Source organism: Streptomyces sp. NBC_00029, from assembly GCF_045160505.1.
Classification (GTDB): domain Bacteria; phylum Actinomycetota; class Actinomycetes; order Streptomycetales; family Streptomycetaceae; genus Streptomyces.
The window spans coordinates 5,614,725-5,631,072 of the sequence record NZ_CP108292.1; the positions used below are offsets into that span (position 1 = coordinate 5,614,725).

General features: G+C 72.7%; 16 protein-coding genes. 7 read left to right on the plus strand and 9 right to left on the minus strand.

Annotated elements, in window-relative coordinates:
- Window positions 1–33 precede the first annotated feature (33 nt).
- Entirely contained in the window at window positions 34–1,305 is a 1,272-nt protein-coding gene (locus OG753_RS26375; protein WP_327264146.1) for an Ig-like domain-containing protein, read from the plus strand.
- A 109-nt stretch (window positions 1,306–1,414) separates the two neighbouring features.
- Entirely contained in the window at window positions 1,415–2,407 is a 993-nt protein-coding gene (locus tag OG753_RS26380; RefSeq protein WP_405790354.1) for a GNAT family N-acetyltransferase, read from the plus strand.
- Here OG753_RS26380 and OG753_RS26385 read toward each other — a convergent pair.
- Entirely contained in the window at window positions 2,397–3,281 is an 885-nt protein-coding gene (locus tag OG753_RS26385) for a helix-turn-helix transcriptional regulator (protein ID WP_327264148.1), read from the minus strand. The two genes, OG753_RS26380 and OG753_RS26385, sit on opposite strands and share 11 nt — an antisense overlap.
- 164 nt (window positions 3,282–3,445) lie before the next feature.
- Between OG753_RS26385 and OG753_RS26390 the strand changes: the two genes are divergently transcribed.
- On the plus strand, window positions 3,446–4,537 hold the full coding sequence (locus OG753_RS26390) for an NAD(P)-dependent alcohol dehydrogenase (RefSeq protein WP_327264149.1): 1,092 nt from the start codon (window positions 3,446–3,448) through the stop codon (window positions 4,535–4,537).
- Between the two features lie 132 nt (window positions 4,538–4,669).
- Here OG753_RS26390 and OG753_RS26395 read toward each other — a convergent pair whose 3' ends face one another.
- The 5 genes from OG753_RS26395 to OG753_RS26415 all read right to left on the minus strand — a co-directional run bounded on the left by OG753_RS26395 (window position 4,670) and on the right by OG753_RS26415 (window position 10,040).
- On the minus strand, window positions 4,670–5,215 hold the full coding sequence (locus tag OG753_RS26395) for a hypothetical protein (protein WP_327267076.1): 546 nt from the start codon (window positions 5,213–5,215) through the stop codon (window positions 4,670–4,672).
- Complete coding sequence (msrA, locus tag OG753_RS26400) at window positions 5,179–5,847, minus strand: peptide-methionine (S)-S-oxide reductase MsrA (protein ID WP_327264150.1); 669 nt, start codon at window positions 5,845–5,847, stop codon at window positions 5,179–5,181. Before msrA ends, OG753_RS26395 begins: the two co-directional genes overlap by 37 nt.
- Before the next feature lie 78 nt (window positions 5,848–5,925).
- Window positions 5,926–7,065 (minus strand): hypothetical protein, encoded by a 1,140-nt coding sequence (locus OG753_RS26405; RefSeq protein ID WP_405790356.1) that lies wholly within the window; start codon window positions 7,063–7,065, stop codon window positions 5,926–5,928.
- Complete coding sequence (locus OG753_RS26410; RefSeq protein ID WP_327264152.1) at window positions 7,062–8,660, minus strand: M48 family metalloprotease; 1,599 nt, start codon at window positions 8,658–8,660, stop codon at window positions 7,062–7,064. Before OG753_RS26410 ends, OG753_RS26405 begins: the two co-directional genes overlap by 4 nt.
- Window positions 8,661–8,933: 273 nt before the next feature.
- Window positions 8,934–10,040, minus strand: a complete 1,107-nt coding sequence (locus OG753_RS26415) for a hypothetical protein (RefSeq protein ID WP_327264153.1) — start codon at window positions 10,038–10,040, stop codon at window positions 8,934–8,936.
- A gap of 74 nt (window positions 10,041–10,114) precedes the next feature.
- Here OG753_RS26415 and OG753_RS26420 point away from each other — a divergent pair, with 74 nt between their 5' ends.
- Window positions 10,115–11,272: a cystathionine gamma-synthase gene (locus OG753_RS26420; protein WP_383205095.1), complete on the plus strand. Its 1,158-nt coding sequence runs from the start codon at window positions 10,115–10,117 to the stop codon at window positions 11,270–11,272.
- Window positions 11,273–11,582: 310 nt separating this feature from the next.
- Here OG753_RS26420 and OG753_RS26425 read toward each other — a convergent pair whose 3' ends face one another.
- From OG753_RS26425 to OG753_RS26435, 3 genes are all read right to left on the minus strand, one after another.
- Window positions 11,583–11,837 (minus strand): hypothetical protein, encoded by a 255-nt coding sequence (locus tag OG753_RS26425; RefSeq protein ID WP_327264155.1) that lies wholly within the window; start codon window positions 11,835–11,837, stop codon window positions 11,583–11,585.
- Window positions 11,834–12,250 (minus strand): sigma factor-like helix-turn-helix DNA-binding protein, encoded by a 417-nt coding sequence (locus tag OG753_RS26430; protein ID WP_327264156.1) that lies wholly within the window; start codon window positions 12,248–12,250, stop codon window positions 11,834–11,836. Before OG753_RS26430 ends, OG753_RS26425 begins: the two co-directional genes overlap by 4 nt.
- A 63-nt stretch (window positions 12,251–12,313) precedes the next feature.
- Window positions 12,314–12,835 (minus strand): MarR family transcriptional regulator, encoded by a 522-nt coding sequence (locus OG753_RS26435; RefSeq protein WP_327264157.1) that lies wholly within the window; start codon window positions 12,833–12,835, stop codon window positions 12,314–12,316.
- 313 nt (window positions 12,836–13,148) lie between these two features.
- Here OG753_RS26435 and ilvA point away from each other — a divergent pair, with 313 nt between their 5' ends.
- The 3 genes from ilvA (at window position 13,149) to OG753_RS26450 (ending at window position 16,347) form a co-directional block, all read left to right on the plus strand.
- A complete protein-coding gene (gene ilvA / locus OG753_RS26440; protein ID WP_327264158.1) occupies window positions 13,149–14,381 on the plus strand; it encodes a threonine ammonia-lyase in 1,233 nt (410 codons plus the stop codon).
- Window positions 14,382–14,533: 152 nt separating this feature from the next.
- Window positions 14,534–15,556, plus strand: coding sequence for an ATP-binding cassette domain-containing protein (locus tag OG753_RS26445; RefSeq protein ID WP_405790358.1), 1,023 nt, complete (start codon window positions 14,534–14,536; stop codon window positions 15,554–15,556).
- Window positions 15,557–15,561: 5 nt separating this feature from the next.
- Window positions 15,562–16,347, plus strand: a complete 786-nt coding sequence (locus OG753_RS26450) for an ABC transporter permease (protein WP_383199003.1) — start codon at window positions 15,562–15,564, stop codon at window positions 16,345–16,347.
- Window position 16,348 lies beyond the last annotated feature (1 nt).

A 16,348-nucleotide genomic window follows, 5' to 3' on the forward strand; every position in this document is an offset into this window, starting at 1 on the left:
CCGGGACGGCGGCGTTCCGGGTATCCGGCAACGATGGAGTGGCGTGTGAGGACGGACAGTAAGCGGCGGAGAAGGTCCCTGGTGGCCATATCCGCCGTTCTCGGTGGGGTACTGGTGCTCTCGGCGTGCGGCGGCGGGGACGACGACAAGCCGAAGGGCAAGGGCGATTCCGCCAGCGCCCAGGCGGACGTCGACGCGGCGGCGGCCAAGGATGCTTCCAAGGCCAAAATAACCATCACGCCGAAGGACGGCGCCACCAACGTCGGCCTCAACGACGCGGCCAATGTCGCCGTGACCGACGGCACGCTGACCCTGGTCGAGCTCAAGACCAGCGAGGGCGCGGCCGTGGCAGGCAAGATCGCCGCCGACGGCAAGAGCTGGAAGCCCGACGCCGCGCTGAAGCGCTCCACGAAGTACGCGCTGGCGGCGACGGCCAAGGACGCCGACGGCAAGGAGGCGCACGAGAACGCCTCCTTCACCACCGTCTCGCCGGAGAACAGCTTCGTCGGCTCGTTCATACCGGACGACGGCCAGACGGTCGGTGTGGGCATGCCGGTCTCGATCTCCTTCAACAAGCCGATCAAGGACCAGAAGGCCGTCCAGGCGGCGATCACCGTCACCTCCAGCAGCGGTCAGGAAGTCGTCGGCCACTGGTTCGGCGCGCAGCGCCTGGACTTCCGTCCGGAGCAGTACTGGCAGGCGAACTCCACCGTCACGATGAAGCTGGCACTGGAGGGCGTCCAGGGCGCTCCCGGCGTCCAGGGCGTCCAGAACAAGACCGTCACCTTCAAGATCGGCCGCAGCCAGGTCTCCACGGTCGACACGAAGACCAAGAAGATGACGGTCACCCGGGACGGCGCGGTCCTCAAGACCATTCCGATCTCGGCGGGCTCCCCGGAGAACCCGACCTACAACGGCCAGATGGTGATCTCCGAGAAGTTCAAGGAGACCCGGATGGACGGCTCGACCGTGGGCTTCAAGGACAGTGAGGGCAAGGGCGAGTACGACATCAAGGACGTCCCGCACGCCATGCGCCTGTCCCAGTCCGGCACCTTCCTCCACGGCAACTACTGGGGTGCTGACTCGGTCTTCGGCAGCGCGAACACGAGCCACGGCTGTGTCGGCCTGAACGACGTCAAGGGCGCGGGCGACCCGAACCAGCCGGCCGCCTGGTTCTACGACAACTCGCTCATCGGCGACGTGGTCACCGTGGTGAACTCCCCGGACAAGACCATCAAGCCGGACAACGGCCTCAACGGCTGGAACATGAGCTGGGCGGAGTGGAAGGCCGGCGCGGCCGTCTGACACCCCCGGAACGCGACGGACGAACGGCGGGGATCCCTCACGGGGTCCCCGCCGTTCGTCGTGGGAAACCGCCGGATTCCCCGCCGCGAGATCATCTAGGGTCCCCGGTATGACCGTCCGCGCGCTGCCGCTGCCCCCCACCGATGCCGAAGTCGACGCCTGGACCGCCGTCCTCGCCGCCGCCCAGGCCGTCGACCTGCCGCAGGGGCCGCCGCCCGCCCGGACGGAAGTGGCCGGACGGCTGCGCGTCACGCCGGCGCGCGGCCGCGCCGCCCTCTGGACCGCGGACGGGGGAACGGGCGTGGCGGCCCTGCTGCTGTTCACGGACGAGGCCAACGCGCACACCGCCTTCCTCGACGTGCTCGCCGTACGCCCGGACGCCCGCCGCCGGGGCCTGGGCCGGGCCCTGTGGGAGCAGGTCCGGGCCGAGCTGCTCGCGCAGGGCCGGACCTCGGTCTCGACGCTGGTGGACCTGGGCGGGCCCGGGCAGGCGTTCGCGGAGTCCCTCGGCTTCGAGAACGTACTGCCCATGGCCTGGTACGAGCAGGACGTGCGGCCGCAGCGGCCCCGGGACGGGGACTTCGCCCCGGCCGCCCCTGCTTGCGCCAGCGCCGTAGCCCCCGGGTACGAGCTGCACGCCTGGCACGGCCGCGTGCCGGACGACTGGGCGGGACCGCTCGCCACGGCGCACGGGGCGATGGAGGACGCGCCCATGGGGGACATCGACGAGAAGACCGAGCGCTGGACGCCGCAGCGACTGCACGCCTCGCACCGGCTGATCCTGGACCGGGGCGGCGAGATCACCACGGTCGCCGCGGTGACCGGGGAGGGCGAGGTGGCCGCGTACACGGAACTGGTCCTCCCCGACCCGGCCGGCCCGCGCGCCCTCCAGTACGACACGGTCGTCGCCCCCGCCCACCGGGGCCACGGCCTGGGCGGCGCGGTCAAGCGGCACATGCTGGAGCTGGCCCTCCACCGCTACCCCGGCCTGCGCCGGATCGACACGACGGTGGCCGACGAGAACATCCCGATGCGGGCGGTGAACGAGCGCCTGGGTTACCGCCGGGCCCGCCCCGCGGCCTACTACCAGCTCAGCCTTTAGCCGCCGGGTTCCGCGCCCCGGCCTCCTGCGACGGGGCCGACCACGACGACAGCAGACGCAGGGCGTCCGCCGACGGGGAGCCGGGGACGGCGTGGAAGGTGACCAGGGACTGCGCCGGGTCGTCCGGCAGCGTCAGCGTCTCGAAGGACAGCCGCATCTCACCCACGAGCGGGTGCCGCAGCAGCTTCTCCCCGTGCGTCTTGTCCGCCACCGTGTGCGCCGCCCACAGCCGCCGGAACTCCTCGTTCTTCACCGACAGCTCACCGACCAGGGCCGACAGCCGCTCGTCGTCCGGGTGCTGACCCGCGTACATCCGCAGATTGCTCACCACCTCGCACGCCCGGCACTCCCACTCCCCGTACAGCTCCGCCGTCGCCGGGTCCAGGAACACCAGCCGCACCAGGTTCCGTTCGGCGGCCGGCAGCGCCCCGAAGTCCCCGAAGACCGCGGCTGCCAGCCGGTTCCATCCGATGACGTCCTGCCGGTGCCCGACGAGGTACGCCGGTACGCCGCACATCGCGTCCATCAGCGTCCGCAGCTCCGGACGCACCTCCTGCGGCCGCCGGCTCTGGCGGCGCCGGTGCGCCTTGGGCCGGGCCAGGTCCATCAGGTGCGCCCGCTCGGTCCCGTCCAGCCGCAGGGCCCGCGCGAGCGCGTCCAGCACCTCCACCGACACGTTGTGCCCGTCGCGCTGCTCCAGCCGCGTGTAGTACGCGACCGACACCCCCGCCAGCTGCGCCAGTTCCTCACGGCGCAGCCCGGGCACGCGCCGCCGGCGCCCGTAGTCCCGCAGGCCCACGTCCTCGGGGCGCAGCCGCGCACGGCGGGAGCGGAGGAACTCGCCGAGGCAGGCTCGCTGATCAAGCTGGTCCATCCCGCCAGTATCCCCGGGCGGCGGGTCGCGGAGCAGGCGTGAGCCTGACCCCGTCAGGGGTAGGTTCGCCAGTCGTAGGAAGGACAGGGGGCTGGGCGGATGCCGCACGGACGGGCAGCGTGGGGGCCGTTGCAGACGTAGGCCACCGTTCGAGGAGCACCCCCATGTCCGTCACCCCCACCGCCCAGGCCGCCGCTGCCGCCTCTGCCGCCCCCGCGACCCGGGTCGCCGCGTACGCCGCTCCCGCCGCAGGGGCTCCGCTGGAGCGCACCACCATCGTGCGCCGCCCCGTCGGCGAGCACGACGTCCTCATCGACATCAAGTACTCCGGCATCTGCCACTCCGACATCCACCAGGTGCGCGACGGATGGGGCGAGGGCATCTACCCGATGGTCCCCGGCCACGAGATCGCCGGAGTCGTCTCCGAGGTCGGCGCGGCCGTCACCCGCTTCTCCGTCGGGGACCGGGTGGGCGTCGGCTGCTTCGTCGACTCCTGCCGCCGTTGCGAGTACTGCCTTCGGGGCCAGGAGCAGTACTGCGTCGAGGGCATGACCGGCACCTACAACGCCCTCGACCGCGACGGCGAGCCCACGTACGGCGGTTACTCCACCCACCTCGTCGTCGACGAGAAGTACACCGTCCGCATCCCGGACGGCCTCTCCCTCGACGTCGCCGCCCCGCTGCTGTGCGCCGGCATCACTCTCTACTCCCCGCTCAGGCACTGGCAGGCGGGCCCCGGCAAGAAGGTCGCCGTCGTCGGCCTCGGCGGCCTCGGCCACATCGGCGTGAAGATCGCGCACGCGCTCGGCGCGGAGGTCACCGTCCTGTCGCAGACCCTCCGCAAGAAGGAGGACGCCCTGAAGCTGGGCGCCACCCACTTCCACGCCACCGGCGACGGGGCGGCCTTCGATGAACTGGCCGGCCGGTTCGACCTGGTCCTGTCCACCGTCTCCGCGCCCCTCGGCCTGGACGCCTACCTCGGCCTGCTGAAGGTCGACGGGGCCCTGGTGAACGTCGGCGCTCCGGAGGAGCAGGTCTCGCTCAACCTCTTCTCCGTCATCACCGGCCGCAAGACCCTCGCCGGGTCGATGATCGGCGGGGTCGCCGAGACCCAGGAGATGCTCGACTTCTGCGCCGGGCACGGACTGGGCGCCGAGATCGAGCTGATCCGCGCCGATCAGATCAACGAGGCGTACGAGCGGGTGCTGGCGAGCGACGTGCGCTACCGCTTCGTGATCGACGCGTCGACGATCTGACGTGGGGGCCGCGTCCGGCGAGCGGTGCCCGGCCGCGGCGTCTTCCCTCCCGGCCACGGCCACCCCGACCGGACGCGGACGCCCGCTCCTCCCGCTCCTCCTTCGACCAGACCTCGTGGGCCCGGGCCCAGGTCACGGTCGGGTGAGACGCCCCTGCCCGGCGGGCCACCTGAAGACGTAGCGATTCGCGCCGCGGTCGAAGTGCGCGCGCACCGGATGCGGCGCGAGCCCGAACTCCTCCTCGGCCCACCGCAGGAGCGCCGCGGCCAGCCCCTCCGGCTGGAAGTCGGCCTCGGGGAACAGCACCCGGTCCACCGTGACCAGCGTGTGGGCGCAGGGCCCCCGCGCGGCGAGCGCCGGACCCGCGAGGGCCAGTCCGCGGCGCAGCCACGCCGCCTCCCCGGCGGTGAGCCGCTTGCCCCGCCGGTCCGAAGGCGGATGGGCGAGGACGGGGGAGACGTCCAGCCACACCCCGTCCGCCACCCGCTCACCGGTTACCGGCACTCCGGCGCCCACCGACGCCGAGGCCGTCAGCTCGACCCAGATGCCCCAGGCGCCGAGGCGCAGCCGGTACCGGGTCGTGCGCGGGGACCCCACGAACGGCTGCTCGGGCCCGTGCGCGGGGTCGGCGGGCACCGAGGTCAGGCCCCCGGGGCCTTCGCGACGCCGATCGGGCACGAGACGCCCGTGCCGCCGATGCCGCAGTAGCCGCCCGGGTTCTTGTCCAGGTACTGCTGGTGGTGCGCCTCCGCGGGCCAGAAGGGGCGCTCCGACGCCGGGAGGACCGCCGTGGTGATCGGCCCGTAGCCCGAGGAGGCCAGGACCTGCTGGTAGGCCGTGCGGGAGGCCTCCGCCGTCGCCTGCTGGGCGGGGGAGTGGGTGTAGACCGCCGAGCGGTACTGGGTGCCGACGTCGTTGCCCTGGCGGAAGCCCTGGGTGGGGTCGTGGGACTCCCAGAACAGCTTCAGGAGCGCCGCGTAGGACACCTGGGACGGGTCGAAGACGACACGGACGACCTCGGTGTGGCCGGTCCGGCCCGAGCACACCTCCTCGTAGGTCGGATTCTCGGTGAAGCCGCCCTGGTACCCGGCCAGCGTGGTCCACACGCCGGGGGTCTGCCAGAACTTGCGCTCGGCGCCCCAGAAGCAGCCCAGGCCGAAGTCGGCCACCTCGAGGTGCGCGGGATAGGGGCCGGACAGCGGGTTGCCCAGCACGGTGTGCCGGTCGGGGACTGAGAAGAGCGGCTCCGCGCGGCCCGTGAGGGCTTCCTCGCGGGTGGGGAGCTCGGGCGTACGGCGGTACGAGAACATGGATTCCCTCCTTGTGGGAGTGACAACGTGCGGAGGGCGGGCCGGGATTCCCCGGCCCGCCCTCCGCCCCCGCACCGGTCAGAGGCCCGGAGTGGCCACACCCACCGCCCAGTCACGGGCGTACAGGTACCGGCTCTTCGGCGATCCCGCGTAGGACCACGGCAGGGCGCCGATGTACCCGTCGATGTGGCGGAACTGCTCGACGGCCTGCTCGTCGCGGTCCTGCCAGAACAGCAGGTACGCCAGCATGTGCCGGATGCGCGCCGTCCCCGGGTGGTCGTCACCCGCCGCCGCCAGGTCCAGGAGCGCCGCGTCCACCGCGGCGACGATCTCCGGCTCCTTGAAGAACGTCTCCGCCGCCAGGTCCTCCTCGTGCGTCTCCTGCTCGAAGTACGCGATCAGCGGCAGCAGCGACAGCAGGTCACCGGGAGCGCCGACGGCGGCCGACTCACGGGCGAAGGCGAGCGCCAGCTCGTGCGAACCGCGCCACTTCCGGCACCAGTACTGCAGGCCGCTGACGTGCGACCACAGCACCTTCGGGTCGCGCTCGACGACCTGTGCCCACAGCTCGCGGTACCGCTCGTGCGAGTACCCGAGGCCCTGCCCGATGGGCTGCTCCACGATGTACGGGGTCGGGTCAGCAGGGTCGGCGAGGCGCTGGGCCGCGTGGGCGGCCTCCTGGGCCTTGACCAGCAGCTCGCGGAAGAGCCGGAACTGCTCCTGCGTGGTGCGGCTGCCCGACTGGCCCCCGCGTACGTTCCACGCCACCATGATCGCCGTGTCGGCGTCGACCAGGGCGGCCGTCGGGTCCGAGGGCCGCGCCGCACGCCAGGCCAGCAGCCACGCGTCGTCCTCGGCGGCCGCCTCGGCGAGCGGGCGGACCCGCTCCATGCGCTCCTGCCAGTCCTTCCCGGCCGCCTCGATGTAGGCGGCGCCGGCCTCCCAGTCGCCCGACCGGACCGCGTCCAGGACGGCGGTCCGCTCCGGCGGCACCGGAGCCGGGTTCTCGGTGTCGAGGTCGGCCTCGGCCACGAAGCCCAGCGCGACGACCGCAGCCGCCTTCTCGGCCTTCTGCTCGGCCTTCACCGCATCCGTACCGGCGTTCAGGGTGCCGATCTCGGCCTCCAGGGCCTTGGCCTTGCGGATGTAGTAGACGCCGCGCAGGAACTTGAACGCGCCGAACAGCAGCACGGCGCCCAGGATGTAGAGGCCGATCACGGGGCAAGCACCAGCTTTCGCAGGGGTTCGGTGTCGGGCAGGTCCGCCACGGCCGCGTCCAGGGCCGGGCCCAGCCGGTCCTCGAAGCCGTCGGCCGGGTAGTGCAGGGCGGCCGAGTCGGACCAGGACAGCTGCCAGCGGGCGGCGCCGCGGGCCGTCAGCTCGACGGTGACCAGCTGGTTCAGGGCGCGCCGGACGACCGGGCGGGCGAATTCGCGCGCCGTGCGGCCGGTGGCGGCCTGCGCCTGCTCGGACTTCGGGAAGCGGTCGGCGATGCGCCAGCGCACCGCCGGGTCGGCGTCGAACGCGTCGAGCACGGCGTCCAGCCCGGGGCCGGCGCCCTCGGCGGCGAAGGCCTCGCGGATGTCCTCCGCGCCCTGGCCGACGTACACCGTCATGGACGCGTGGACGAGGTCCTCCCAGTCGACCCGCTCGAGCGCGAGCGCCTCCGGGGTGAGGACGACCTGCTCCAGCGCGGCCAGCGCCGCGTCGGCGTCGGCCAGCAGCTCCAGGGCGGGCCGGGCGGCCTGCCCGGCGCGGCCGTCGTCGGGCAGGGCCTCGATGCGGGCCACGCGCTCGGCGAGCGCGGGGTGGGAGTCGTAGGGGGAGGCGGGCTCGGTCGACAGCTCCCGGCGCAGCTCCTCCAGGTCCTCCGAGCGCGCCTCCAGGAGCCGGCGCAGACCGCCGAAGACCTCACCGGGGCGGGGCAGCAGGCCGGCGCCGACGCCGAGGGTGGCGTACGAGCTCATGTAGAAATCGTGGGCCGAGCCGAGGGCGTTGAGCTCGCGCAGCGCGGAGGCGGCGGAGTCACGGCCGGCGATCCGGACCGAGGCGAGGTCGGCGGCCAGCTCCTGGCGGCGGGAGGTGGAGAGGGTCGCGCGCATGTAGAAGTTGCCGTACGCGATGTAGATCTTGGCCATGGCGCGGTACATCGCGCCCTCGCCCGCGGTGTCGACGCCCTTGGCCTGCTTGCCCTTGGCGATCCGCTTCTCGTCCCTGCGCTCCTGCTTCGCGCGCTCCTTGGCGACCTTCTTGTCGGCGCGCTCGTGGAAGTGACCGATGGTGCGGATCAGCTGGGCGCGCCCGCGGGCGATCAGCGGGGTGAGGCGCGTGTCGAAGTTGGCGTAGTGGCCCATCTCGTGGGCGAGCACGGCGCGCAGCTGCATCTCGTCCAGGCCCGCCATCAGCGGCAGACCGATGTAGAGCCGGCGGGTGCCGGGCCGCAGGCCCAGCAGCCGGGCATCCTCGGCGACGGCCGCGTTCACCTCGTCGATCAGCACGATCTCGTCGGGGGCACGGGTGCCGACCTGCTGCGCGATGTCGCGCACGATCCGCCACAGCTCCGGCTCCTGCGCCTCGACGACGGTGAGGCCGGCCAGGGGCTCGCCCTTGGGGGTGCGCAGCATGAACAGGCCGCGCACGATCGGGACGGTGAGGACGACGGAGGCGAGGAGCAGTTTCGCGACGATCGGGCCGTGCAGGAAGCTGACGACGGCGAAGTCGATGCCTCCGAGGGCCGCCAGCAGGAACACGCCGAGCAGATAGAAGCCGGCGAGCAGGACGAGAGCGCGCAAGGCGCGCAGTGAAGCGCCCATATGGACAGATCCCCCCACGGGATGAAAGCGGTGCTGAAGTGGGTGGCAGGGCAGACGGCCGCCACCGCCGCATCATGCGGCCTGCGATTACTTACAGCAACTTTATTGGCCAGGGATCTGGCCCCGTCCGGCAGGGGGTGACCTGCAGGGCGGGGCCACCCCGGGACGCCCGCAGGCCGGGCGCACCCACCCCGCACCCGGTCCGCGGCCGTCCCACGGCCGCCGGCCAACGCCCGCAGGCCCCCGACCCGACCCCGCGCCCCGCCGGGAGGGCTACTGCGGCAGGGTCGCCGGCGACCCGCCGTTCGCCTCGTACCCCGCCACCGCCATCGCCCGGTACACCGCGTACACCGCCGCCGGGTCGTCCGCCTCGGACCACGGCAGCGCGCCCACGTAGCCGTCCACGTGCCGCACCTGCTCCATGGCCTCCGCCCACCGCTCCATGCAGACCAGGAACATCAGCAGCAGGTGCCGTACGTGCGCCACCATCGGGTCGTCCTGCCGCGCCGAGTGCACCGCGTACAGCGCGCCCTCCACCGCCCGCGTGACGACCGCGCTCCGGTAGAAGCTCGGGCTCAGCACGATGTCCGGCTGGTTCTCGCGCAGCGCGAACATCGGCAGGGCGGCCAGCAGCGAGCCCTGCGGGGCGCGCGCCGCGGCCGCGTGCGCGAAGGCGTCGGCCTTCTCCCGCGAGCCGTGCCAGGCCGCGCCCCAGTAGTGCAGCGCCGCGAGATGGGCGCCCATGTGCTCCGGGGCCCGGTCGATGACCTTCGCCCACAGCTCGTCGAACTCCGCCTCCGGGTACGCCAGTCCCCGCGCGATCGCCAGCTCCGTGATGTACGGGACCGGGTCCCCCGGCGCCAGCAGCGCGGCCCTGCGGCACGCCTCCCGCGCCTCCTCCAGGATGATCCGGTGGTCGTCGGAGCCGACCCCGCCCGACTGCCGCCACGCCTGCTGCACCAGCAGCTCCGCGTGCACCTGCGCGCCGCCCGGGTCCTTCTCCGCCTCCAGCCGCCACGCCTTCAGCCACTGCGCGCCCACACCGGGCTGCGCCGCCAGCTCAAGGGCCGCCGCACCGCCGAAGGCCTGGACGCGCTGCCAGCGCCGCTCGCCCTCCCGCGGGGTCCCGGCGAGCAGCTGCGAGGCCGCCTGCCACCGGCCCGTCCGCTGCACGTTGTCGAGCGCGTCCATCAGGTCCTGGTCTGGACCGGGGACCCGGATGTCGAGCTCTTCCTGCCGGTCGAATCCGTAGTTCGCCGGGTCGGCGGCGTCAGGGCTGTCCGGCGTGACCAGGCGGATACCGCCGCGCCGGCGCCGGATGTACGGACTGACGATGATCGCGATCATGACCACCGCGAACACGAACCACAGAATCTCCATGCCTCCAGCGAACCAGACGGAGGGGGGAGCGGGCCAATAGGGGGGTGGGCCCGGTGCGGGCATAGCATCGGACCATGAGCGACGACAGCCACGAGCACCAGAGCTTCGAGACCCGTGCGATCCACGCGGGCAACACGGCGGACCCGCAGACCGGCGCGGTCGTGCCCCCGATCTACCAGGTTTCCACGTACAAGCAGGACGGTGTCGGCGGGCTCCGCGGCGGTTACGAATACAGCCGCAGCGCCAACCCGACCCGGACCGCGCTGGAGGAGAACCTCGCGGCGCTGGAGGGCGGCCGTCGCGGTCTCGCCTTCGCGTCCGGCCTGGCCGCCGAGGACTGCCTGCTGCGCACCCTGCTCGCCCCGGGCGACCACGTGGTCATTCCGAACGACGCGTACGGCGGCACCTTCCGCCTCTTCGCGAAGGTCGTCTCCCGCTGGGGCGTGGAGTGGTCGGTGGCCGACACCTCGGACCCCGATTCGGTACGGGCGGCCCTCACCCCGAAGACGAAGGTCATCTGGGTCGAGACCCCCTCCAACCCGCTGCTCGGCATCACCGACATCGCCGTCGTCGCCGACATCGCGCGGACGGCCGGCGCCAAGCTGGTCGTGGACAACACCTTCGCCTCGCCGTACCTGCAGCAGCCGCTGGCGCTGGGCGCGGACGTGGTCGTGCACTCGCTGACCAAGTACATGGGCGGGCACTCCGACGTGGTCGGCGGCGCGCTGGTCGCCGCGGACGCGGCGCTGGGCGAGGAGCTGGCCTACCACCAGAACGCGATGGGCGCGGTGGCCGGTCCGTTCGACTCCTGGATCGTGCTGCGCGGCATCAAGACCCTGGCCGTGCGCATGGACCGGCACGCGGAGAACGCGGGCAAGATCGTCGAGGTGCTCAAGCGCCACCCGAAGGTCACCAACGTGCTCTACCCGGGCCTGCCGGAGCACCCGGGCCACGAGGTCGCCGCCAAGCAGATGCGCAACTTCGGCGGCATGATCTCCTTCCAGGTCGCCGGCGGCGAGGAGGAGGCGGTCGCGGTCTGCGGCCGCACCAAGATCTTCACCCTGGCCGAGTCCCTGGGCGGCGTCGAGTCCCTGATCGAGCACCCGGGCCGGATGACGCACGCTTCGGTGGCCGGCTCGGCGCTGGAGGTTCCGGCGGACCTGATCCGTGTGTCGGTCGGCATCGAGAACGCGGACGACCTCATCGCGGACCTCACCCAGGCCCTGGGCTGACCCCACCCCGCCGGGCCCCTCCCCGGGGCCCGGCGCCCCCCACCCCTCCGGCCGCTTCGGGCTGCGCCGGGCGAATCCCAGCCCCGCCGGCGTTTGAGGCGCGGGGTCTGGGGCGGAGCCCCAGGGAACCCGGCTCCGCCGGGCACCGGGCTCTGCCCGGACCCGCGCCTCAAACGCCGGCGAGGCTGAAGAGCGGGGCACCGGGCTCTGCCGGGGACCCGCGCCTCAAACGCCGGCGAGGCTGAATCGGCCCCGGCGAGGCTGAATCGGCCCGGCGCAGCCGGAGTCGGCACGGCAGAGCCGGAGGGGGTTACCAGCCCTCCAGGGGTGGGGAGATGCCGCTCGGCGGCGCGGCCCAGGGGTGGGTCAGGGAGGCCCACACCGTGAAGGCCACCGCCGCCGCGAAGAGCACCGCCCAGCCGAACCGCCGCAGCGCCCTGCGGCGCCGTACGATCCGGTCGCCCCGGGCTGCCGCGCCCGCCGCCAGCCCCGCCGGCACCGTCGGGTAAGGGCCCTCCAGGAGCCGCCTGACCTGGGCCTCCTTGCGGTCCGGTATCCCGCTCACGCCGCCTCCCGGGACCTCAGCGCGGCCACGGCCCGGTTGCACAGCACCCGGACCCGCTCGACCGGCAGCCCCAACTGCGCCGCCGTGACCTCCTCCGCGACCCCTTCGTAGAGCCGCAGCACGAGGACGAGCCGCTCCGGCGGGCTCAGCCGGGCCAGCAGACCGCTGCCGCCGTGGTGGCGCCAGCCGGTCCGGGCGAAGGCCGTGCACAGTTCCTGGCGGGTGAAGTCGTACGGGTCGTCCCCGCGCAGGCGCCGCCAGTTCGCGTAGGTCCGGGCCAGCGCGCCCGCGAGCAGCCGGCGGGCCGATTCCGGCTCCCCTGTCAGCAGTACCGCGACATGCAGGAGCCGCCCTGCCGCGCCGGCGACGAAGGCCTCGAACTCCGCGTAGGAGCCCGCCTGTTGATCAACCACCCGCATAGTCCACATAGTGCGGGCAGCGGGGCGGGCCAGGTCAAGAGGACTGACGGACTCCGCTCAGGAGGCGGGTCCGGCTTCGGCCACGGCCGCCATGAGGTCGGACAGCGACAGGTTGAAGCGCGTCAGCAGCCCCGTGAAGGATTCGCGCTCGCCCTCGCTCCAGTCCTCCGTCACACGGGCCATCAGCTCGCGCCTGGAGGAGCGCACCTCCTCCAGCCTGGCCAGCCCCCGCGGGGACAGTGCGAGCACCACGGCCCGCCCGTCCTCCGGGTGCGAGGTCCGCTTCACCAGACCGCTGTCGACCAGAGGCGCGACCTGCCGGGTCACGGTGGAGGAGTCGATGCCCATGCCGCCGGCGAGCGCCTTGACGCCCATCGGGCCCTCCAGGTCGAGCCGGTTCAGCAGCAGGTAGGCGGCGCGGTCCATCGAGTTGCGGGCCTGGCCCACACCGCCCAGACGGGTCTGCTCGGCACGGCGGGCGAAGACCGCCACCTGGTGCTGGAGCGCGTCGAGGAGACCGGCTCCGGCGGGCGCGTCGGGCGCCGCGGGCAGATCGGAATTGGCCGGGGTGGAAGGCATGGCCGTGGGCTCTCTTCGCGTGGGTCCGACAAGGTTGGGGGACAGAGTACGCGGCCGTGCGGCGGCTCGTACGCTCCGTACGAGAACTGATACGGCCGGTCGGTGCCCCCGTCCCGCGGGTGTACCGGATGGCGAGATTTCGCCCCTGCCGGAGTCCGGCCCGGGGTGCTCCCCGAGGCGCGGCCCGCACGACCTGCGGCAGCCCCTCCGACAGGGCCTTCCTCCGGCCCGCCGCCGCCCGGCAGGCACCCCGGCAGGCAGCCCCCGCAGCCGGCCCCGGGCCGGGCCCTGCCGCGACTGCGAGACTGGCGGCATGAACTACCGCGTGCCCCAGCCCGTCCCGCAGGTCATCCTCGACGACATCCGGGGGGCTCAGAAGATGCTGTCCGGCGTCTCCCGGGTCACCGCGATGGAGGGCAGCCGGCACCTCTCCTCGCTCACCGGCTCCCCGGTCCACCTCAAGTGCGAGAACCTCCAGCGCACCGGCTCGTTCAAGCTCCGCGGCGCCTACGTACGCATCGCGGGCCTGCGCCCCGAGCAGCGGGCCGCCGGTGTCGTCGCCGCCAGTGCCGGCAACCACGCGCAGGGCGTGGCGCTCGCCTCCTCCCTCCTCGGCGTCCGCTCGACCGTGTTCATGCCGGTCGGGGCGCCGCTGCCGAAGGTGGCCGCGACCCAGGAGTACGGCGCCGAGGTGCGCATGCACGGGCAGGTCGTCGACGAGACCCTCGCGGCCGCCCAGGAGTACGCGGACCGCACCGGCGCGGTGTTCATCCACCCCTTCGACCACCGCGACATCATCGCGGGCCAGGGCACCGTCGGCCTGGAGATCCTGGAGCAGTGCCCGGAGGTGCGGACGATCCTCGTCGGGATCGGCGGCGGCGGTCTCGCGGCCGGTGTCGCGGTCGCCGTCAAGGCGCTGCGGCCGGACGTACGGATCATCGGTGTCCAGGCGGCCGGCGCCGCCGCGTACCCGCCCTCGCTCAAGGTCGGGCACCCCGTATCGATCGACGACCCGAACACGATGGCCGACGGAATCAAGGTCGGCCGCCCCGGCGACGTCCCCTTCAAAATCATCGGCGAGCTCGTCGACGACGTGCGTACGGTCTCCGAGGACGCTCTCTCCAGTGCCCTGCTGCTGTGCCTGGAGCGGGCCAAACTGGTGGTCGAACCGGCCGGGTGCAGCACGGTCGCGGCCCTGCTCAGCGAGCCCGAACTGTACGGCGGCGGCCCGGTGGTGGCCGTCCTGTCCGGCGGGAACGTCGACCCGCTGCTGCTCCAGCGGATCCTGCGCCACGGTATGGCGGCGGCGGGCCGGTACCTGTCCCTGAGGCTGCGCGTGGCGGACCGCCCCGGGGCCCTGGCCGGGCTCCTGGCGGTGTTGTCAGTGGTGGATGCGAACGTGTTGGACGTGAGCCATGTGCGGACGGACCCGCGGCTGGGGCTCACGGAGGTGGAGGTGGAACTGCACCTGGAGACGAAGGGCCCGGAGCACTGCGCCGAAGTCGCGCGTTCCCTGCACGGCGCGGGATACAAGGTGATGAGCTAGGGGCAACGCCCTTGGCTGTGCACAGCCGCGGAGAAGCCGCACGTGGACATCCCCCGTTCGGCCGAGCAGGACCTGCCGAGCGCCCCTAGGATTTGCGTAGAAATGCCCTGAATATCCTGATTCTACTGGCCCGATTCAACGGGAGAATCCATATGCCAGGCGCTATCTACGCCGAAGGTCTGGTCAAGACCTTCGGCGACGTACGGGCTCTGGACGGCGTGGACCTCGATGTCCCCGAAGGCACCGTCCTGGGTCTGCTCGGCCCGAACGGCGCGGGCAAGACCACGACCGTACGCGTCCTGACCACCCTCCTGCGACCCGACAGCGGCAAGGCCGTCGTCGCCGGCATCGACGTCCTCAAGCACCCCAACGAAGTCCGGCGCGCCATCGGCCTGTCCGGCCAGTTCGCCGCCGTCGACGAATACCTGACGGGCCGCGAGAACCTCCGGATGGTCGGCCAGCTCTACCAGATGAAGGCCAAGGCGGCGAAGGCCCGGGCCGCCGAACTCCTCGAACGCTTCAACCTCGGCGACGCCGCCGACCGCACGGCCAAGACGTACTCCGGCGGCATGCGCAGGCGCCTCGACCTCGCGGCCGCCCTCGTCGTCAGCCCGCCCGTGATGTTCATGGACGAGCCGACCACCGGACTCGACCCCCGCAACCGCCAGCAGCTGTGGGGGATCATCCAGGAACTGGTCGCCGGCGGCACCACCCTGCTCCTCACCACCCAGTACCTGGAGGAGGCCGACCACCTCGCGCACGACATCTGCGTGGTCGACCACGGCAAGGTCATCGCCCGCGGCACCTCCGACCAGCTCAAGGCCCGCACCGGCGGCGAGCGCGTGGAGGTCGTCGTCCACGAGCGGGACCACATCGCCACCGCACGCGAGGTCCTCGCCGCCTTCGGCAAGGGCGAGACCACGGTCGAGGACCACACCCGCAAGCTGACCGTGCCCGTCTCGGGCGGCGCCAAGCTGCTCGCCGAGGTCATCCGCGAACTGGACGGCCGGGGCATCGAGATCGACGACATCGGCCTGCGCCGCCCCACCCTCGACGACGTGTTCATCTCGCTGACCGGCCACGCGGCCGAACGGGCGGCGGAAGAGAACGCCTACGGGGCGCCCGGCCCCGGCGCCAAGGGCCGCAGCGCGGCCCGGAAGGAGGCGGCGAAGTGAGCGGCATGAGCGACTCCCTGGTGATCGCCCGGCGGAACGTCATCCGCCTCACCCGGATCCCGGAGATGGTCGTGTTCGGCCTGATCCAGCCGATCATGTTCGTGGTGCTGTTCAGCTACGTCTTCGGCGGCTCGATGGTGATCGGCGGCTCGACCAGCGCCAGCGCCTACCGCGAATTCCTGATGGCGGGCATCTTCGCCCAGACCGTCACCTTCGCCACCGCGGGCGCCGGCGCGGGCATCGCCGACGACATGCACAAGGGCCTCATCGACCGCTTCCGCTCGCTCCCCATGGCCCGCGGCGCGGTACTGACCGGCCGCACCCTGGCGGACCTGATGCAGACCGCGCTGACCATGGTGGTGCTGGCGATCGTCGCCCTCCTCGTCGGCTGGCGCATCCACGAGGGCATCCCCAAGGCGCTCGCCGGCTTCGCCCTGCTGCTCCTGCTCGGCTACGCCTTCTCGTGGATCGGCGCGCTGATCGGCCTGTCGGTGCGCACCCCGGAGGCGGCCACCTCAGGGGGTCTGATCTGGCTGTTCCCCGTCACGTTCATCTCCAACGCCTTCGTCCCCACCGAGAACATGGCGAGCTGGCTCCAGCCCATCGCCGAGTGGAACCCGTTCAGCGCCACCGTCCAGGCCTGCCGCGAACTCTTCGGCAACCCGGGCGTCTCCCGGTCCGACGCCTGGCCGATGGTCCACCCGATCTGGGCCTCACTGATCTGGTCGGTCCTGATCATCCTGCTCTTCCGCACCCTCGCGGTCCGCAAGTACCGCGGCGCGGACGGCTGAC